The 17,006-nt window shown below is 71.0% G+C and carries 15 protein-coding genes; 11 read left to right on the top strand and 4 right to left on the bottom strand.

Translation table 11 applies throughout. The features are described from left to right. Positions 1-108: 108 nt before the first annotated feature. A complete protein-coding gene (locus ACIBK4_RS39595) occupies positions 109-975 on the top strand; it encodes a hypothetical protein (protein ID WP_399003100.1) in 867 nt (288 codons plus the stop codon). Between the two features lie 9 nt (positions 976-984). On the opposite strand, the gene ACIBK4_RS39590 is transcribed toward ACIBK4_RS39595, so the two are convergent. Then, entirely contained in the window at positions 985-1,914 is a 930-nt protein-coding gene (locus ACIBK4_RS39590) for an ornithine cyclodeaminase family protein (protein WP_399003098.1), read from the bottom strand. Between the two features lie 4 nt (positions 1,915-1,918). Further along, positions 1,919-2,998: a non-homologous end-joining DNA ligase gene (ligD, locus tag ACIBK4_RS39585; protein WP_399003096.1), complete on the bottom strand. Its 1,080-nt coding sequence runs from the start codon at positions 2,996-2,998 to the stop codon at positions 1,919-1,921. A gap of 75 nt (positions 2,999-3,073) precedes the next feature. On the opposite strand from ligD, the gene ACIBK4_RS39580 reads away from it, so the two are divergent. Continuing rightward, positions 3,074-4,153: an ATP-dependent DNA ligase gene (locus ACIBK4_RS39580; protein WP_399003094.1), complete on the top strand. Its 1,080-nt coding sequence runs from the start codon at positions 3,074-3,076 to the stop codon at positions 4,151-4,153. A 127-nt stretch (positions 4,154-4,280) separates the two neighbouring features. Continuing rightward, positions 4,281-5,279: a DUF3048 domain-containing protein gene (locus ACIBK4_RS39575; protein WP_399003092.1), complete on the top strand. Its 999-nt coding sequence runs from the start codon at positions 4,281-4,283 to the stop codon at positions 5,277-5,279. Between the two features lie 115 nt (positions 5,280-5,394). Here the strand turns inward: ACIBK4_RS39575 and ACIBK4_RS39570 are convergent, their stop codons facing one another. Then, the gene (locus ACIBK4_RS39570) at positions 5,395-5,859 is read right to left on the bottom strand and encodes a MarR family winged helix-turn-helix transcriptional regulator (RefSeq protein ID WP_399003090.1); all 465 of its coding nucleotides are present in this window, start codon (positions 5,857-5,859) and stop codon (positions 5,395-5,397) included. 210 nt (positions 5,860-6,069) lie between these two features. Here ACIBK4_RS39570 and ACIBK4_RS39565 point away from each other — a divergent pair, with 210 nt between their 5' ends. The 7 genes from ACIBK4_RS39565 to pcaD are packed head-to-tail and all read left to right on the top strand — an operon-like array spanning position 6,070 to position 12,544. After that, a complete protein-coding gene (locus ACIBK4_RS39565) occupies positions 6,070-6,831 on the top strand; it encodes a CoA transferase subunit A (protein WP_399003088.1) in 762 nt (253 codons plus the stop codon). Beyond that, entirely contained in the window at positions 6,831-7,475 is a 645-nt protein-coding gene (locus tag ACIBK4_RS39560) for a CoA transferase subunit B (RefSeq protein WP_399003086.1), read from the top strand. The genes ACIBK4_RS39565 and ACIBK4_RS39560 overlap by 1 nt, the downstream gene beginning before the upstream one ends. After that, the gene (locus ACIBK4_RS39555; RefSeq protein ID WP_399003084.1) at positions 7,472-8,674 is read left to right on the top strand and encodes a thiolase family protein; all 1,203 of its coding nucleotides are present in this window, start codon (positions 7,472-7,474) and stop codon (positions 8,672-8,674) included. Before ACIBK4_RS39560 ends, ACIBK4_RS39555 begins: the two co-directional genes overlap by 4 nt. A 38-nt stretch (positions 8,675-8,712) precedes the next feature. Next, positions 8,713-9,486 carry a protocatechuate 3,4-dioxygenase subunit beta gene (gene pcaH / locus ACIBK4_RS39550; RefSeq protein WP_399003082.1) on the top strand — a complete coding sequence of 258 codons (774 nt, stop codon included), beginning with the start codon at positions 8,713-8,715 and terminating at the stop codon, positions 9,484-9,486. Positions 9,487-9,492: 6 nt separating this feature from the next. Beyond that, positions 9,493-10,098: a protocatechuate 3,4-dioxygenase subunit alpha gene (gene pcaG / locus ACIBK4_RS39545; RefSeq protein ID WP_399003080.1), complete on the top strand. Its 606-nt coding sequence runs from the start codon at positions 9,493-9,495 to the stop codon at positions 10,096-10,098. Next, the gene (pcaB, locus tag ACIBK4_RS39540; RefSeq protein ID WP_399003078.1) at positions 10,095-11,429 is read left to right on the top strand and encodes a 3-carboxy-cis,cis-muconate cycloisomerase; all 1,335 of its coding nucleotides are present in this window, start codon (positions 10,095-10,097) and stop codon (positions 11,427-11,429) included. The genes pcaG and pcaB overlap by 4 nt, the downstream gene beginning before the upstream one ends. Continuing rightward, entirely contained in the window at positions 11,426-12,544 is a 1,119-nt protein-coding gene (gene pcaD / locus ACIBK4_RS39535; RefSeq protein WP_399003076.1) for a 3-oxoadipate enol-lactonase, read from the top strand. Before pcaB ends, pcaD begins: the two co-directional genes overlap by 4 nt. Before the next feature lie 309 nt (positions 12,545-12,853). On the opposite strand, the gene ACIBK4_RS39530 is transcribed toward pcaD, so the two are convergent. Further along, complete coding sequence (locus tag ACIBK4_RS39530) at positions 12,854-15,538, bottom strand: ATP-binding protein (protein ID WP_399003074.1); 2,685 nt, start codon at positions 15,536-15,538, stop codon at positions 12,854-12,856. A 352-nt stretch (positions 15,539-15,890) separates the two neighbouring features. On the opposite strand from ACIBK4_RS39530, the gene ACIBK4_RS39525 reads away from it, so the two are divergent. Next, positions 15,891-16,931, top strand: coding sequence for a DUF2510 domain-containing protein (locus ACIBK4_RS39525; RefSeq protein ID WP_399003072.1), 1,041 nt, complete (start codon positions 15,891-15,893; stop codon positions 16,929-16,931). The last annotated feature ends 75 nt before the right edge of the window (positions 16,932-17,006 follow it).

The following is a 17,006-nucleotide window of genomic DNA, read 5'->3' as shown; positions in this document are numbered from 1 at the left end:
CGAACGCGATGGTGAGAGCGCTCCCAGCAGCGACCCCGATTCGACGAAATCCCCTTGCCCGAGGATGCGCACGCCCCGAGGATCACGGCATGACATCCGGAGAGGCCCATGACGGCTGACAGCCTCCTCCCGTACGCGCGGCTTCCCCACGCATACCGGAACCGGGACGTTCTGCACAGCACGGTCGATGCGTTCGGCCGCGCCCACTGGCTGGTGCGCGACTCGCCACCGCCGCGGGAGCCGTACGACGCCCTGGTCGTCACCGTCGAGGACGGCCACCCGCACGAGACGCACCTCAACTCCGTACGGTCGCGTTTTCCGCTCCTCGGCGCCCTGCCGGACGGCGGTTTCGTCGTCGCCGACATCCGCAGGCGCCCCGGCGAGGAGCAGGTGCAGGTCTTCGACACGTCGGGCCGCACTTCGGGGACCTTCACCGTGGGCGACGCCGTCGAGCACCTGCTGACCGACGAGTCCGGCGACCTGTGGGTGGGCCACTTCGACGAAGGCACCTTCGACGACCCGCTCAGCGAACCGGGTGTGCGGTGCTGGAGCAGCACCGGGGCGCCCTTGTGGGAGTACGGGCGTCCGTCCGGCACCGACCGGATCGTGGAGTGCTATGCCCTCAACGTGGACCGGCGCGCGACCTGGGTGTACCCCTACCCCGACTTCCCCCTGGTGGAAGTACGAAGCGGCAGACCGGCGTTCGTGCGCGGCACACCGGTCAGGGGCGCGCACGGAGTCGTCGTGCACGGCACCAGCGTCGCGTTCTTCGGCGGATACGACGACCAGCACGACCGCCTCGTCCTCGGCACCCTCACCGGGATCGGCGTCGACCCCGTGGCGGAGAGCCGTCTTCTCCGCCCGGACGGCATCCCCCTCGGCAGCCGGTACGACCGCCGTGTCGTGTCCCGCGGCTCTCGGCTCTATGTCCAGGAGAAGCCGTACACCGAGTGGATGGTGTTCGCCCTCGACTGACCGCGCCCCTCACCCCAACAGATCCACCCGCCGCCCCACCCCGTCCCGCTCCGCCCGCTCGTACGCCAGCCACGCCAACGCCAGGTCCTGCCACGGCAGTCCGACGGGCGCGTACACGGAACGCGCGCCGGCATCGATCCGTCCCGGATGGTCTCCGCGCAGTACGTCGCCGAGTGTCGTGTCGATGTCCGGCGGGGTCAACGTGCCCACGGACTCGACGAGTTGACGGTCGTCGACGACGACCAGCGCCGCGTCCAGCAGGTCGGCGGCGAGTTCCCGTTTGCCCGGCTCGTCGGCGCCCAGGCTGGTGAGGTGGTGGCCCTCCCGCGTGTCCGCGAGGGACAGCAGCGGGGTTCGGGACCAGGTCGCCAGCAGGACGATGTCGGCGGCTGCGGCGATCTCCTTCGGCGAGCCCAATACGCGGCCGCCGTGGCGTGCGGCGAGCTCGGCCGCGCGGTCCAAGTCCGTGTCGTGGACGACGAGTTCGCCGTACGGCCGTAGCGCGCCCAGTCCTCGCACCATCAACTCGGCCTGCGCCCCCGCCCCGATCACCCCCACCACCGCACCCTCCGCCGACCCCGCGAGCGCATCCGTGCCCAGGGCCGCCGCGAGCCCCGTCCGCCACGCGGTGACCGTCGCCGAGTCCAGCAGGGCGAGCAACTCGCCGTCCGTGCCGCTGTGCAGGCAGAGCACGCCCCTCAACGCGGGCCGTGCGTCAGGGAACTTGGCGTTGACCTTCACCGTGTAGGCCTCGATACCGGGGAGCAGTCCGGGCAGCAGGGCGGTGGCCGTACCGGGGAACGGCAGGTCGGTGCGCACCCGTTGGCCCGGGATCGCCACCGGCGCCCCTACGGCCAGGAAGCCGGCCCGCAGCGCGGCGAGGCAGGCCGAGGGTTCCAACAGGGCACCGAGGTCGCTCCGGGTCAACAGGCGCGTCATGCGTTCATGATCCGTCAGGCGAGGAGTCCGCGGCGGAGCCGGCAGCGGCATCTGAGCCTGGATCCGGGGCAGTTGCGGCCTTCTTCGCCCTGCTCGGTTGCACCCGCTTCGGCTCTCCCGGCATCTTCGGGTACTCCGGCGGATAGGGCAGATCGCCGAGCCCGTGGTCGTGTTCGTCGCGGCGGGCGAGTTCGAGGAGGGCGTCCAGGGAGTAGCGGTGGTCGTCCATGTCCGCGTGCACGTCGCCGAGTTCGGCGAAGCGGGCCGGCATCGTCGCGAGGTCGAAGTCGCGGGGGTGCGCGGTGCCGACCTCGTCCCAGCGGAGGGGTGCCGAGACGGGGGCGTGCGGGCGGGGTCGTACCGAATAGGCGGAGGCGATGGTGCGGTCGCGGGCGGTCTGGTTGTAGTCGACGAAGATGCGTTCGCCGCGCTCCTCCTTCCACCACTTGATCGTCACCTGATCGGGCATCCGGCGCTCCAACTCGCGGCCGACCGCGATGGCCGCGCGGCGGACCTGGGTGAAGGTCCAGCGCGGTTCGATCGGCACGAAGACATGCAGGCCGCGGCCGCCGGAGGTCTTGGGGAAGCCCCGCAGACCGCCGAACTCGTCGAGTACGGCGCGGAGTTCGTGGGCGGCGCGAACCGCGTCGTCGTAATCCGTGCCGGGCTGCGGGTCGAGGTCGATGCGGAGTTCGTCGGGGCTGTCGACGTCGGCGCGGCGGACCGGCCAGGGGTGGAAGGTGAGCGTGCCGTACTGCGCGGCCCACAGCACGGCGGCCTCTTCGGTGGGGCACATCTCGTCGGCGCTGCGTCCGCTGGGGAAGGTGATGTGGGCGGTCGGGATCCAGTCGGGCATGTTCTTGGGCGCCCGCTTCTGGAAGAAGTTCTCGCCCTCGACCCCGTCCGGGTAGCGCTCCAGGGTGGTGGGGCGGTCGCGCAGGGCACGGAGGATTCCGGGGCCGACCGCGATGTAGTACCGGGCGAGGTCCAGCTTGGTGAAGCCGCGCTCCGGGAAGAAGATCTTGCCTGGGCTGGACAGCCGTACGGTCCGGCCGCCCGCCTCCAGTTCCACCGCTTCGCCCATGCGAGCCACCGTAGGCCCGACGCTCGGACATCGCATACCGGGCGACAAGCGACGTACGAGCGCAGAATCGGAACCATGGATCTGCCGGTGATGCCGCCCGTGAAGCCCATGCTCGCCAAGTCGGTGGCGAGGATTCCACCGGGCATGCACTACGAGGCGAAGTGGGACGGCTTCCGGGCGATCGTGTTCCGTGACGGCGGAGAGGTCGAGCTGGGCAGCCGTACCGGAAAGCCGTTGACCAGGTACTTTCCCGAGCTGGTCGAGGCGCTGAAGGAGCGCGTGCCTGAGCGGTGCGTGCTGGACGGGGAGATCGTCATCGCCCGGGACGGGCGGCTCGACTTCGACGCGCTGACCGAGCGCATCCACCCGGCCGACTCGCGGGTACGGACGCTGGCCGAGCGGACCCCGGCCTCCTTCGTCGCCTTCGACCTGCTGGCGCTGGCCGACGAGTCCCTGCTCGACGTGCCACTCGGCGACCGCCGGGCGCTCCTCGAACGCGCGCTGTCCGGCGCGACCGCACCCGTCCATCTCGCCCCCGCGACCACCGACATCGACGTGGCGCAGCGGTGGTTCGAGCAGTACGAGGGCGCCGGGCTCGACGGTGTCGTGGCCAAGCCGCTGGACCTGCGTTACCGCCCGGACGAGCGCGCGATGTTCAAGATCAAGCACGAGCGGACCGCGGACGCCGTCGTCGCCGGTTACCGCCTCCACAAGAGCGGCCCCGTCGTGGGCTCGCTCCTTCTCGGCCTCTACGACGATCAGGGCGCCCTGCAACACGTAGGAGTGTCCGCCGCCTTCACCATGAAGCGGCGCGCCGAGCTGATCGAGGAGCTCGCGCCCCTGCGCATGAACGATCCGACCGGGCATCCGTGGGCGGCCTGGGCGGAGGAGGCCGCGCACGAGTCGGCCCGGCTGCCGGGCGCGCCGAGCCGCTGGTCCGGCAAGAAGGACCTCTCCTGGGTGCCGCTCAGACCGGAGCGGGTGGCCGAGGTGGCGTACGACCACATGGAGAACGGCGCGCGCTTCCGGCACACGGCGCGTTTCCGCCGCTGGCGCCCCGACCGCACACCCGAGAGCTGCACGTACGCACAACTGGAGGAGCCGGTCCGCTACGACCTCGCGGAGATCCTCGGCCCGCAGGATCCGCCGGACTGACCCCCTCCACATCTCACTGTGGGCCGATCGGCGCAATCAACGCGCACAATCACAACCGAGCGGGTATGGCCACCAATGAACTTATAAGCGCACAATCGAAAACACAGACTTGGTGGCAACGGTGGGCATGGGACAGAGAGCACCCCGGCGGCGCGGCGCGACGAGAGCGGCGCTGCTGGCCGCCACGATGACCGCCTCCCTGGCGGTGGGCTGCACGGCACATCACGGCGGGTCCGTGGACGACGGTCGCGGGCACGGACCGAGCCAGTCCCCGACCCAGAGCCCGAGCGCCGGCGGCACGGTCGCCCCCGCCGCCGGTCCGCTGCTCGCGGTGAAGATCGACAACGTGCCCGCGGCCCGCCCGCAGACGGGTCTGGACTCGGCGGACATCGTGTACGCGGAGCAGGTCGAGGGCGGGCTGAGCCGGCTGATGGCGGTGTTCGCCACCAAGTTCCCGAAGTCCGTCGGGCCGGTGCGCAGTGCCCGCGTGTCCGACCTGGAGCTGCTGCGCCAGTTCGACGACCCGACGCTCGCGTTCTCGGGCGCCCAGCACAAGCTCCTGCCGCTGATCGACAAGGCCCCGCTGCGGTCCGCGTCGCCCGACGAGGTGGCGAGCGCCTACTACCGGGGCGTCGACAAGTCCGCCCCGCACAACCTCTACCTGCACCCGGACAAGCTGCTCCCCTCCGCCCCGGGCGCGGCGGCCCTGACGACCGGCTTCCACTACGGCGCGGCCCCTACGGGCGGCAAGCCCACGGCCTCCCGCAGCGTCCGCTACCCGGCGGCCCGCTTCACCTTCACCTGGTCCGGCAGCAAGCACCGCTGGCTGCTCACCGAGGACGGCACCCCCACCGTGCTGACCAACGGCAAGCGGGTCGCCCCGGCGACGGTCGTCATCCAGTACGTCAAGATCCGCAAGTCCAAGTACCACGATGTCCTCGGCAACAACACGCCGTACACGGAGACCGTCGGCACGGGCAAGGCGGACGTCCTGCGCGACGGCCGTACATTCAGCGTCGACTGGAAGCGCCAAAAGGCCACGGACGGAACGCAGTTCACGACCACGGACGGCCGGCCCATGAACTTCGCGAAGGGCCAGGTCTGGGTGGTGTTCGCGAAGTCCTGAACAGGGCTGGCCGAGGCGCACCCCTTCAGGGGCGCGGGGCGGTATCAATATGCGGCTCCGCCGCGTGGGCGCGACCAGCCCCCACCGGCCCGCAGACAACGAACCGCCCAGCCCGCTACAGCCGCGCAGCGAGGGGCTCCCCAGGATTCCGGAGCCCCTCAGCCGCATCCGACACACGTTGGATGAGGTCAAAAAAGACGCCCTGCTCATCGGCGGAGAGCGGCGCCAGAAACACCTGATTCATCCGAGCCGTACGCACAACCAGCTTGCGATGAACCCGCACGCCGTCATCGGTGAGCCGCAGCAGAAACCGCCGCCCGTCCTGCGGATCCCGCACCTTGTCGAGCAACCCGCGCCTGATCAGCCGGCTGATCACCTCCGCGATGGTGGACCGGTCCAGGCCCACCCGCTCCCCCACCGTCCGCTGATCAAGCCCCGGCTCGTCCGCGAGCGCGTTGAGCACCGCGAACTGCGGGGAGGTGATCTCCTCGGAGACCATGGTGTTCCACAGCAGATAGTGCGCCTGCTGAAGTCGCCGGGCGAGGTGCCCGGGGTGAGTGGTGAGGTCCACCGCGGCCATGTGCCCTCCCGACGTCATATTCATCCGTGCACTGAACGATACCTGGAGGCCCTGGGGGCGAGTCCAGCCTCGCGCACGGTCCTGACCCGGCACTTCTCCCAGGTCTTGACGGCAGGCTCCCACAGTGGCAGCGTGAAGGAAACTTCACCGAAATGCTCAGTGCCCTGATTACTTGCTGACCGGGCGCTCGAACGGGACGGAGCTTCACGGATGGACAAGGTGGTCGCCACGGCCGACGAGGCCGTGGCCGATGTGCCGGACGGAGCGACGCTCGCGGTCGGCGGCTTCGGGCTGAGCGGTGTGCCGAACGTACTGATCCAGGCCCTGTACGAGCGCGGTACGACCGGCCTGGGCGTGGTCTCCAACAACTGCGGGGCGATGGAGTCCGGCCTCGCCGTCCTCCTCTCCGCCGGACGGATCGCGCGGGTGACCGGCTCCTACATCGGCGCCAACAAGGAGTTCGCCCGCCAGTACCTCGCCGGGGAACTGGAGGTCGAGATGATCCCCCAGGGCACCCTCGCGGAGCGACTGCGCGCGGGCGGTGCGGGCATCCCCGCCTTCTACACCCCCGCCGGTGTCGGCACCCAGGTCGCCGAGGGCGGACTCCCCTGGCGCTACGACGGCTCGGGCGGCGTCACGCTCGCCTCGCCGGCGAAGGAGGTGCGGGAGTTCGACGGCACCGAGTACGTCCTGGAGCGCGGGATCCGCACCGACTTCGCGCTGGTCCGCGCCGCGAAGGGCGACCGGCACGGCAACCTCGTCTTCAACAAGTCCACCCGGAACTTCAACCCCCTCGCGGCGATGGCGGGCAAGGTGACGATCGCCGAGGTGGAGGAGCTGGTCGAGCCCGGCGAGATCGACCCGGACGCGGTGCATCTGCCCGGGATCTTCGTGCAGCGGGTGGTGGCGCTCACCCCCGAGCAGGCCGCCGACAAGCGGATCGAGCAGCGGACAGTGACGGTGAGCGGCTGATGGCCTGGACACGCGAGGAGATGGCGGCCCGCGCGGCGCGCGAACTCGAGGACGGGCAGTACGTCAATCTCGGCATCGGCCTGCCGACCCTGATCCCCAACTACCTCCCGCCGGGCGTCGAGGTGATCCTCGAATCCGAGAACGGCATCCTGGGCACCGGCCCCTATCCGACCGAGGACCAGGTCGACCCGGATCTGATCAACGCCGGCAAGGAGACCGTGACGGTCCTGCCGGGCGCCTCCTTCTTCGACTCCGCGCTCTCCTTCGGGATGATCCGGGGCGGGCACATCGACGTCGCCGTGCTGGGCGCGATGCAGGTGTCGGCGGGGGGTGACCTGGCGAACTGGGCGATCCCCGGCAAGATGATCACCGGGATCGGCGGGGCGATGGACCTCGTGCACGGCGCCCGCACGGTCATCGTCGTCATGACGCATGTGGCGAAGGACGGCTCCCCGAAGATCCTCGCGGAGTGCGCGCTGCCGCTCACAGGCAAAGCGTGTGTGAACCGAGTCATCACCGATCTCGGCGTGATCGACGTGTCATCCGAAGGTCTCGTGTTGATCGAGACCGCGCCCGGTGTGAGTGTCGAGGAGATCGTCGCCAAGACCGACGCGAAACTCACCATCACGGAAGGCCTGCTGTGAACCCGGTTTACATCGTCGACGCCGTCCGCACCCCCATCGGCAGGTACAGCGGAGGCCTCGCCTCGGTCCGCCCCGACGACCTCGCCGCCCACGCCCTCCGCGAACTCCTCGCCCGCACGCCCGACTTGGACCCGTCCCGCATCGAGGACGTGTACTTCGGCAACGCCAACGGCGCCGGCGAGGAGAACCGCAACGTCGCCCGCATGGCCGGCCTCCTCGCGGGCCTGCCCACCTCCGTACCGGGCGTCACGGTCAACCGGCTCTGCGCCTCCGGCCTCGAAGCGGTCATCCAGGCGGCCCGCGCGATCGCGGTCGGCGACGCCTCCATCGCCGTAGCGGGTGGGGTGGAGTCGATGACCCGGGCGCCGTACGTGCTGCCCAAGTCGGACCGGCCCTTCCCCGCCGGGCACACCGAGCTGTACTCGACCACGCTCGGCTGGCGGATGGTCAACCCGGCCATGAACCCGGAGTGGACCATCCCGCTCGGTGAGAGCGCGGAGTTGATCGCCGACAAGCACAAGATCGGCCGCGAGCAGCAGGACGAGTTCGCGCTCGCGAGTCACCGGAAGGCGGCGGACGCCCAGGCGGCAGGCCTCTTCGACGACGAGATCGCGCCCGTCGCCATCCCGCAGCGCAAGGGCGACCCGGTCGTCTTCGGCGCCGACGAATCCGTACGGGCGGACGCCTCGCTCGCGGCGATGGCCAAGCTCAAGCCGTCGTTCCGCACGGAGAACGGGACGGTCACCGCGGGCAACGCGTCGCCGCTCAACGACGGTGCCGCGGCTCTGTTGTTGGTGGACGAGGAAGGGCTGAAGGCCACCGGCCGCCAGCCCCTCGCCCGGGTCTCCGCGACCGGCGTCTCGGCGATCGACCCGCAGTACTTCGGACTCGCTCCCGTCGCGGCGGTCAACCGCGCACTCACCAAGGCGGGCAAGGGATTTGACGACCTGTCAGTCCTCGAACTGAACGAGGCGTTCGCGGCGCAGGTGCTCGGATGTGTCGCCGAGTGGCCGGAGTTCGACCCGGCGATCCTCAACCCGCAGGGGGGTGCCATCGCCCTGGGCCATCCGCTCGGCGCCTCCGGTGCCCGGCTCGCAGGCACCGTCGCCCACCAACTCGCCCGCAAGGGCTCGGGAGTTGGCGTCGCCACCCTCTGCATCGGCGTGGGTCAGGGCCTGGCCCTGGTCCTCGAACGCTAGGCACCCGAACGGCAGGAACTCGAACGGCAGGAACCCCCATGGCTCTCACCCAGCACGACATCGACCTCGAAATAGCGGCCGAACACGCGACGTACGAGAAGCGGGTCGCCGACGGCGCGCCGGTCGAGCACCACCCGCGCCGCGACTACGCCCCGTACCGTTCCTCGCTGCTGCGCCACCCGAAACAGCCGCCCGTCACCATCGACGTCTCGAAGGACCCGGAACTGGTGGAGCTGGCCTCGCCCGCGTTCGGCGAGCGGGACATCACGGAGATCGACAACGACCTGACGCGGCAGCACAACGGCGAGCCGATCGGCGAACGGATCACCGTCTCCGGACGGCTGTTGGACCGCGACGGGCGGCCGATCCGCGGCCAGCTGGTCGAGATCTGGCAGGCCAACTCGGCCGGCCGCTACGCGCACCAGCGCGAGCAGCACGACGCCCCGCTGGACCCCAACTTCACCGGTTTCGGGCGCACGTTGACCGACGACGAGGGCAACTACCGCTTCACCACCGTCCAGCCGGGCCCCTACCCCTGGCGCAACCACATCAACGCCTGGCGCCCGGCGCACATCCACTTCTCGATGTTCGGCACGGCGTTCACCCAACGCCTCGTGACGCAGATGTACTTCCCGAGCGACCCGCTGTTCCCGTACGACCCGATCATCCAGTCGGTGACGGACGACGCGGCCCGCCAGCGGCTCGTCGCGACGTACGACCACAGCCTGTCGGTGCCCGAGTTCTCGATGGGCTACCACTGGGACATCGTGCTCGACGGCCCGCACGCCACCTGGATCGAAGAAGGACGCTGACCCGCCATGACGAAGATCGACACGAGCCGCCCGGAGTCCGTGCTGCCGACCCCTTCGCACACGGTCGGCCCCTTCTACGGCTACGCGCTGCCGTTCCCCGGCGGCGGCGACATCGCGCCCGTCGGGCACCCGGACACGATCACCGTCCAGGGCTACGTCTACGACGGCGAGGGCAACCCGCTGCCCGACGCCTTCGTGGAACTCTGGGGCCCCGACCCCGAGGGCAACGTCTCCACCACCGACGGCTCGATCCGGCGCGACCCGGCCAGCGGCGGCTATCTCGGCCGCAACGGCGTGGAGTTCACCGGCTGGGGCCGTATCCAGACGGACGCGAACGGCCACTGGTACGCGCGCACACTGCGCCCGGGCGCACGCGGCCGCAACGCCCCGTACCTGTCCGCGTGCGTCTTCGCGCGCGGACTGCTGGTGCACCTCTTCACCCGCATCTACCTCCCGGGCGACGAGGCCGCGCTCGCCGCGGACCCGCTGCTGTCCGGGCTGGACCCGGCGCGGCGCGACACGTTGATCGCGCAGGACGACGGCAGGGGCACATACCGTTTCGACATCCGCCTTCAGGGCGAAGGCGAGACGGTATTCCTGGAGTTCCAGTGACAGTTGACGACCCGTCGAACACCGGCCTGCTCGCCCCCGGGTGGACCGGTTCCCCCGCCGCGTCCGCGACGAGCGACACCGCGTATCTACGGGCCCTGCTCGACGCGGAGTCCGCCCTCACCCGCGCCCAGGCCACCCTGGGCCTCGCCCCCGCCGAGGCGGCGACGGCGGTGGCGACCGCGGCCGACGCCGACCGCTTCGACCTACGCTCCCTCGCGGACCGGTCCAGGGCCGGCGGAAACCCGGTGATTCCGCTGGTCGCGGACCTGACCAAGGCGGTCGGCGAGGAGTACGGCCCGTACGTCCACCGGGGTGCGACGAGCCAGGACATCATGGACACGGCGACGATGCTGGTCGCGTCCCGCACGGTGGATCTGCTCCTGGCCGACCTCGCGCGCACGGAACACGCGCTGGCCCAACTGGCCGCCGCCCACCGCGACACCGCGATGCCGGGCCGGACGCTCACCCAGCACGCCGTACCAACGACGTTCGGTCTGAAGGCGGCCGGATGGCGATCGCTGGTGCTCGACGCGAGGGATCGCGTACGAGCGGTAAGGTTCATGCTGCCCGTCCAACTCGGTGGCGCGGCAGGCACGTTGGCCGCCTGCACGGCGTACGGCGCCGAGGACGCGCTCGCACTGCCGGACGCGTACGCCCGTGAACTCGGCCTGACGGCACCACTGTTGCCCTGGCACACGCTCCGGACGCCGATCGCCGATCTCGCCGGGTGCCTGGCCTTCGCGGCGGGAGCACTGGGCAAGGTCGCCGCCGACGTACTCATCCTCGGCCGTACGGAGATCGCCGAGGTCTCCGAGGGCAGCGGCGGGGGTTCGTCGGCCATGCCGCACAAGGCGAATCCCGTACGGTCCACGCTGATCGCCGCCGCCGCGCGACGGGCGCCGCAGCTCGCGGCCGTCCTCTACGGCTCGTTGGTCGCCGAGGACGAACGGCCGGCCGGGGCCTGGCACGCCGAGTGGGAGCCGCTCAGGGAGCTGCTGCGGCTGGTCGGCGGTGCGGCGCGCGATGCCGCCGAACTGGCCGAGGGGCTGCGGGTGCATCCGGACGTGATGCGTCAACACCTGGATCTCACGCATGGGTTGATCGTCTCCGAGCGACTGTCCGCCGAGCTGGCGCCGCTGCTGGGCCGGGCCCGGGCGAAGGAGCTGCTGACGGAGGTAGCCCGGCGGACGTACGCGGAGGGCCGTCCACTGGCCGAACTGCTCGCCGATGAGTCCGAGTTGAAGGATCTCGACCTCTCCGCACTCACCGATCCCGCCCGTTACACGGGTTCCGCAGGAGCCCTCACCGACCGTGCGTTGGAGCGACCTTGACCGAGAAACTCCTCAACTTCCGTGCCGAGGGCTCCGATTCAGCTCCCCCGCTGCTGCTGGGGCCCTCGCTGGGTACGTCGTACGCCCTGTGGGACAAGGTCGCGCCCGAACTGTCCATCACCCACCGGGTGATCCGCTGGGACCTGCCGGGGCACGGCGGTTCGGCGCCGGGGTTGATCGGACCCGGGGCGACCGTAGGAGACCTCGCGGACCTGGTGCTGGCGCTGGCCGACTCCCTCGGGATCGAGCAATTCGCGTACGCGGGTGTGTCGTTGGGCGGTGCGGTCGGTCTGCATCTGGCCGTACATCACCCCGAGCGGGTCGCGTCGCTCGCCGTGATCTGTTCCTCGGCGCATTTCAACGGGGCGAAGCCGTGGGAGGAACGGGCCGCGCGGGTACGGAGCGAGGGGCTCGGCTGGCTGGTGGAGAACGCCGACTCCCGTTGGTTCACAGCCGGGTTCACCGTCCCGGAGCTGGTCGCCGACCAGCGTGATGCCGACCCGGCCGCGTATGCCGCGTGCTGTGACGCGCTCGCCGTGTACGACCTGCGCGAGCGGCTACCCGAGATCAGCGCGCGGACACTGGTGATCGCCGGCCGGGACGACCCGGCGACCCCGCCGGCGCATCTGCGGGAGATCGCGGACGCGGTGGCGGGCTCGGCCCTGGTGGAGATCCCGGGTGCCGCGCATCTGGCGCCGGCGCAGTGCCCGGAGGCAGTCCTGACGGCGCTGCGCGCGCACCTCGGCGGGGGTGCGCGGCGCGGTATGGAGGTCCGGCGTGAGGTCCTCGGCGACACCCACGTGGACCGGTCCCAGGCTCGCCAGACCCCGTTCACCGCACGCTTTCAGGACTTCATCTCCCGGTACGCGTGGGGTGAGATCTGGACCGATCCAACGTTGACGCGGCGCGAGCGGAGCATGGTCACACTCACGGCGTTGATTGCACACGGGCATTACGACGAGTTGGCGATGCATGTGCGGGCTGCCCGGCGTAACGGGCTCACGCCGGAGGAGATCGGGGCCGTGCTGTTGCAGAGTGCGGTGTATTGCGGGGTGCCTGCGGCGAACTCGGCGTTTGCTGTGGCGCAGCGGGTGTTGGACGAGGAGGGCGACTAAGGGGGTGGGGCTGCCTGTTGTGCGTCGTCTGCGACTGCGTCGTGGCTGGTCGCGCAGTTCCTCGCGCCCCTAAAAGCATGGGCCGGCCTGTGTTTTTAAGGGACGCGCAACTCCCCGCGCCCCAAAGACATTGGGCTGGCCTGTGTCTCAAGCGGCGCGCAACTCCCCGCGCCCTAAAGACATTGGGCTGGCCTGTGTCTCAAGCGGCGCGCAACTCCCCGCGCCTTAAAAACATGGGCCAGCCGACGCCTTTAAGGGGCGCGGGGAACTGCGCGACCAGCCCCCACCGGGCCGCAGCCAAAGAACAACTCACCGCAACCCCCTCCCCGTCTCCAACACCTCCCGCGCCTGAGTCACCAAGCCGTCCGCCCCGCACGAACGCGCCAGCGTCAGACCCCTGTTGATCTCAGCGACAGACCGCGCAGCGATCCCGTACTCCACCCGCGCCGCCGCATGCTCGTACTGGCACGGCGAGGACTCCAGGTAAGCAACGGCCTGCGCCGCGAGACGCACCGCCCGCTGCCCCGTTTCCAGCGAAGCGGCACAGCGGAGGGCCTCCCCGATCGCCGTGTCCGTGCCGAAGCGTTCGGCCTGGCGGCGCGCGTCGGAGGCGAGTTGGGCCGCGCGGGCCGGGTCCTGGACGGCGAGCGCGCGGGCGAGGTCGACGGCCCAGGGGACCAGGACCGGGTTGTGGTGACCGCGGGCGGTCGCCGCCTTCACGGCCTGTTCCAGTTCGTTGATGCCTTCCTCCGTGCGGCCGACCGCGAGCAGGAGTCGGCCACGGACGCAGCGCGGGTCGGGCAGCACGATCGTGGTCGGATACGGCGGTGCGAAACCGTACTGTTCGGCGACCGCCCAGGCCTCGTCGACATGGCCGCGGGCGAGCAGCGTGTCGACCAGGTTGCAGGTCGCCGACCAGTACAGGGGCAGTCCGCGACCGACGCGCTCGGCGAGCCGCAGGGATTCGCGCAGCGAGGTCTCGGCGTCGCGGAGGCGGCCGCGCCTGCGGTGGCCGAGGCCGATGTAGGCGTGCGCCAAGGAGAGGTGGCCGCCGCTCCAGCCGGCGGAGACGTAGGCGCGCAACGCTTCGTTGTACAGGCTCTCCGCGCGGTCCAGTCGGTCCGTGTAGGCGTACGAGCTGGCCAGCATCATGAGGATCTCGATGCCCCACTCGGTGTCGGTCCAGCCGAGTCCGGGGGCGAGCCGTCCGTTGACGAGGGCGCGGTCGCAGACCTCGACGACCTCCTCGGCGTTCTCCCCGTGGGTCATGGCGTCGAAGCCGCGCAGGATCAGCAGGGCGCGCTCGGAGTTGTCGCGGCCGGTGCAGGTGCCGGCGAGTGCGGCGAGCCGCTCGGAGCGTCCCGGGGAGATGCCTTCGCCCGCGTGGATGCCCTCCCACATGAACTGCACGGCCTGGAGCCGCATCCGGGCGGCACCGGGTTCGTACCGGGAGGCCTCCGCCTCGACGGTGCGGACGGCCTCCTCCAGTTGGTTGTTGTGGAGGAGGGCCTGGGAGAGGCGGAAAACGGCGTCCACGCGTGCGTGCCCGTCGAGGCCGGGCATCCCTAGGGCGGTCTGGAGGTGGCCGATGGTGGTGGCGGGCGCGGTGAGCAGGGTGGCGCAGCCGAGTTCGAAGAGCACGTGCGCGTGCGTCTCGGCGAGCGGCGGCTCCAGGAGGGCGCGCTCCAGACAGCGGCGGGCGGCGTCGGGGGCGCCGATGGAGAGGTGTTCGCGGGCCGCCTCGCGCAGCTGCTCGACGAGTTCCTGGTCGTCGTCCGGGTGGACCTTGAGGAGGTGCCGTGAGGCGGCGGCCGCGCCGAGCCCGGAGTCGGTGACGACCTGCGCGGCGATGCCGTGCATGGCCGTCCGCACGCCGCCCGGGATGGAGTCGTAGACGTCGCTCGCGATCAGCGGGTGGACGAACTCCAGCTCGCCCGCGCCGGCTTGGGACGCTGCGGGGTCGGGTGCGGTGAGGATGCGGTCGGTGCGCAGTAACTCGGCGCAGCGGCCCGCCTCGTCGCGGCTCATGGTGGCGAGCTTGGCGACCAGGTCCACGGAGATGCCGGTGCCGAGGATGGCGGCGGCCCAGGCGAACCGGGTGGCCTCGAAGCCCAGGTCGTCCAGGCGGGCGAGCAGTCCGCCGCCGCGCGCGGAGCGGTTGAGCTCGCGCAGTTCGGCGGCGGAGTCCTCGACGGGGGCGAGGCCGCTGTCCTTCACCTTGGCGAGGAGTTCGACGGTCTCGTACGGGTTGCCGTCGGTGACCGCCCACACCTCGCGGCAGAACGCGCCGTCGGCGTGCGGGCCGAGGGTGGCGCGGGTGAGGCCGGCGGTCGCGGGCGGGGTGAGGGAGTTCAGGACGGTGGCCGGCGGGCCGGCGGCCTTGGCGATCGCGTCCAGGTGCCGGGCGCTCTCGCCGCTGACCTCGCCGGGCCTGCGGGCGACCACGAGCAGGACGCACAGGTCGTCGAGGCGTTCGGCGAACGCGGCGAGCCAGTGCAGGGTCTCCTGGTCGGCCCAGTGGGCGTCGTCGACGATCAGGACCAGCGGCCAGGCGCGTTTGGCGAGCCGGCGCACCGCGGCGACCAGTCCGTCGCACACGCCCTGCGGGTCGGGCTGCCGTTCGCCGGGTTCGGTGATGCCGAGGGCGGGGCCGGCGATGTCGTACCAGTCGCCGAGGTATTCGCGGATCTCCTCGGGCATCAGCGTGAGCAGGGCGGGCTGCAGCAACTGTCGTACGACATTGAAGGGGACGGACCTGAGGGTCTCGCCGCCGCGCGCGTGCCAGACCGCGCAGCCGCGTGCCTCGGCGATCCGGCGGGTCTCGGCCAGGAGCGCGGTCTTGCCGAACCCGGCCTCGCCCCGGACCATCAGCAGGCTGCCCGAGGACGACTGATCGGCGCGCAGCCGGTCGATCGCCTCCGCCACCCCGGCGACTTCCTTGTCGCGCTCCCAGAGGGAGGCCGAGGTGACCTCCGGAGGCCGTTCCTCCGTCATCCCGATTACCTCCCCAGTAGCCCGAACGACGTACAGACCTTGAGCGTAGCCGTCCGGCCGCGGAAGCGGAGGCGGGTCCGTGGAGCTGTTGCCGCATCGAGGGGCAGGTGGGCACATAGGCGTGACGAACAGTCAGAAGGTGCCGAAACAAAGCCACTTCCGATCAATCCCGTAACACCGGAGGATCATCGCGAACGGCACGGGCGGCACCGGCAGCGGCCCCGGGACCGGCCTCGCCGCCGCGGTGAAGGAGACGTACTGCCGTGGTGAGGAAGGCGTCCCGCCCATCGTGCGAGGCGGGGTGGCCGGATCCTCTCATCCCGCTTTCACCGACGCCTCATACGGTAGGGGCATGACGCAGGTGACTCCCCCCGGGTGGTACCCCGATCCCGGGCAGACGAATGACGGTCCCGCCGCCGAGCGCTGGTGGGACGGCAAGGCATGGACGGACCGCACCCGCCCCGCCGGGTCGGGTGCCGAATGGGGTCCCCCGACGGAGCCGCCGTACGGCGGGGCGTACCCGGCGTATCCCGCCGTGCCCCCGGCCGCGCCGCGCCGCAATGTGCGTACCGGCATAGCCGTGGCGGTGGCCGTCGCGGTCCTGACGGCCATCGGTGTCGGCGCGTACGCGCTGTCCGGCAACGGCAGCGGGAACGGCACCCAGGCCAACCCGCAGCAGGCGCCGAACGGACAGGGCGGCTTCGGCGGCCAGGGCGGCCCCGAGGGGCAGGGCGGCACGGGCGGTTCCGGTGGGACCGGCGGCCAGAGCGATCCCTTCGGCGGCTCCGGCGGGACGGGTGGTTCCGGCGGTACGGGCGGTGCGACGCCCGCGCCCAGCCAGTCCGCGGAACCGAAGGTCAAGGCCGGCGGTACCGTGACCGACTCGCTCGACGGCATCAGCTTCACCGTGCCGTCCGACTGGTACGGCCAGGTCATCGAGGGCGGCGCGTCGGTCACGTCGAACACGTCCTACAAGTGCCCCGGCAACACCTCCCAGACCTGCACCAACGGCGGGGCGTACTCGGCCCCCGCGGTACTGCTGGGCACGACGGGCAGCACGGCCGAAGCGGTCGCGAAGGCGGACATCGCCGCCAACGCCAAGGAGTCCTACGGCGGCACGAGCTACGGCAGCATCACCTCCCACGAGGTCCTCGCCTCCAAGGCCGTGACCGTGGCCGGGCAGAAGGGCTATCTGGTCCGCTGGAAGGCGGTCACGAGCAAGGGCTCCGACGGCTATGTCGAGTCGCTCGCGTTCCCCTCGCCCGCGAGCACCGGTCAGATCGTCGTGGTCCGCTTCGGTGTCGACGTGGGCCAGAAGCAGTCCGTCATCGACGAGATCACCTCGAACATCAAGGTGGCCTCGGGCAGCGGCGGCGACGGACAGAAGATCTGAACTCCCGTCGTAACCAAGCCGGTTACCCGTACACCAGTCGGCCGGGTGGGGCGCCTCTCCGCTCAAGAGGAACCC

The sequence above is a fragment of the Streptomyces sp. NPDC050528 genome (genome assembly GCF_044457795.1).
Classification (GTDB): Bacteria; Actinomycetota; Actinomycetes; order Streptomycetales; family Streptomycetaceae; genus Streptomyces.
This window is presented reverse-complemented; position numbering and strand designations above follow the sequence as displayed.

Excerpts from the sequence above, each read along its gene's own strand:
- ACIBK4_RS39595 (WP_399003100.1), top strand. The coding sequence starts at position 109 with ATGACGGCTGACAGCCTCCTCCCGTACGCGCGGCTTCCCCACGCATAC.
- ACIBK4_RS39590 (WP_399003098.1), bottom strand. The coding sequence starts at position 1,914 with ATGACGCGCCTGTTGACCCGGAGCGACCTCGGTGCCCTGTTGGAACCC.
- ligD (WP_399003096.1), bottom strand. The coding sequence starts at position 2,998 with ATGGGCGAAGCGGTGGAACTGGAGGCGGGCGGCCGGACCGTACGGCTG.
- ACIBK4_RS39580 (WP_399003094.1), top strand. The coding sequence starts at position 3,074 with ATGGATCTGCCGGTGATGCCGCCCGTGAAGCCCATGCTCGCCAAGTCG.
- ACIBK4_RS39575 (WP_399003092.1), top strand. The coding sequence starts at position 4,281 with ATGGGACAGAGAGCACCCCGGCGGCGCGGCGCGACGAGAGCGGCGCTG.
- ACIBK4_RS39570 (WP_399003090.1), bottom strand. The coding sequence starts at position 5,859 with ATGGCCGCGGTGGACCTCACCACTCACCCCGGGCACCTCGCCCGGCGA.
- ACIBK4_RS39565 (WP_399003088.1), top strand. The coding sequence starts at position 6,070 with ATGGACAAGGTGGTCGCCACGGCCGACGAGGCCGTGGCCGATGTGCCG.
- ACIBK4_RS39560 (WP_399003086.1), top strand. The coding sequence starts at position 6,831 with ATGGCCTGGACACGCGAGGAGATGGCGGCCCGCGCGGCGCGCGAACTC.
- pcaH (WP_399003082.1), top strand. The coding sequence starts at position 8,713 with ATGGCTCTCACCCAGCACGACATCGACCTCGAAATAGCGGCCGAACAC.
- pcaG (WP_399003080.1), top strand. The coding sequence starts at position 9,493 with ATGACGAAGATCGACACGAGCCGCCCGGAGTCCGTGCTGCCGACCCCT.
- ACIBK4_RS39530 (WP_399003074.1), bottom strand. The coding sequence starts at position 15,538 with ATGACGGAGGAACGGCCTCCGGAGGTCACCTCGGCCTCCCTCTGGGAG.
- ACIBK4_RS39525 (WP_399003072.1), top strand. The coding sequence starts at position 15,891 with ATGACGCAGGTGACTCCCCCCGGGTGGTACCCCGATCCCGGGCAGACG.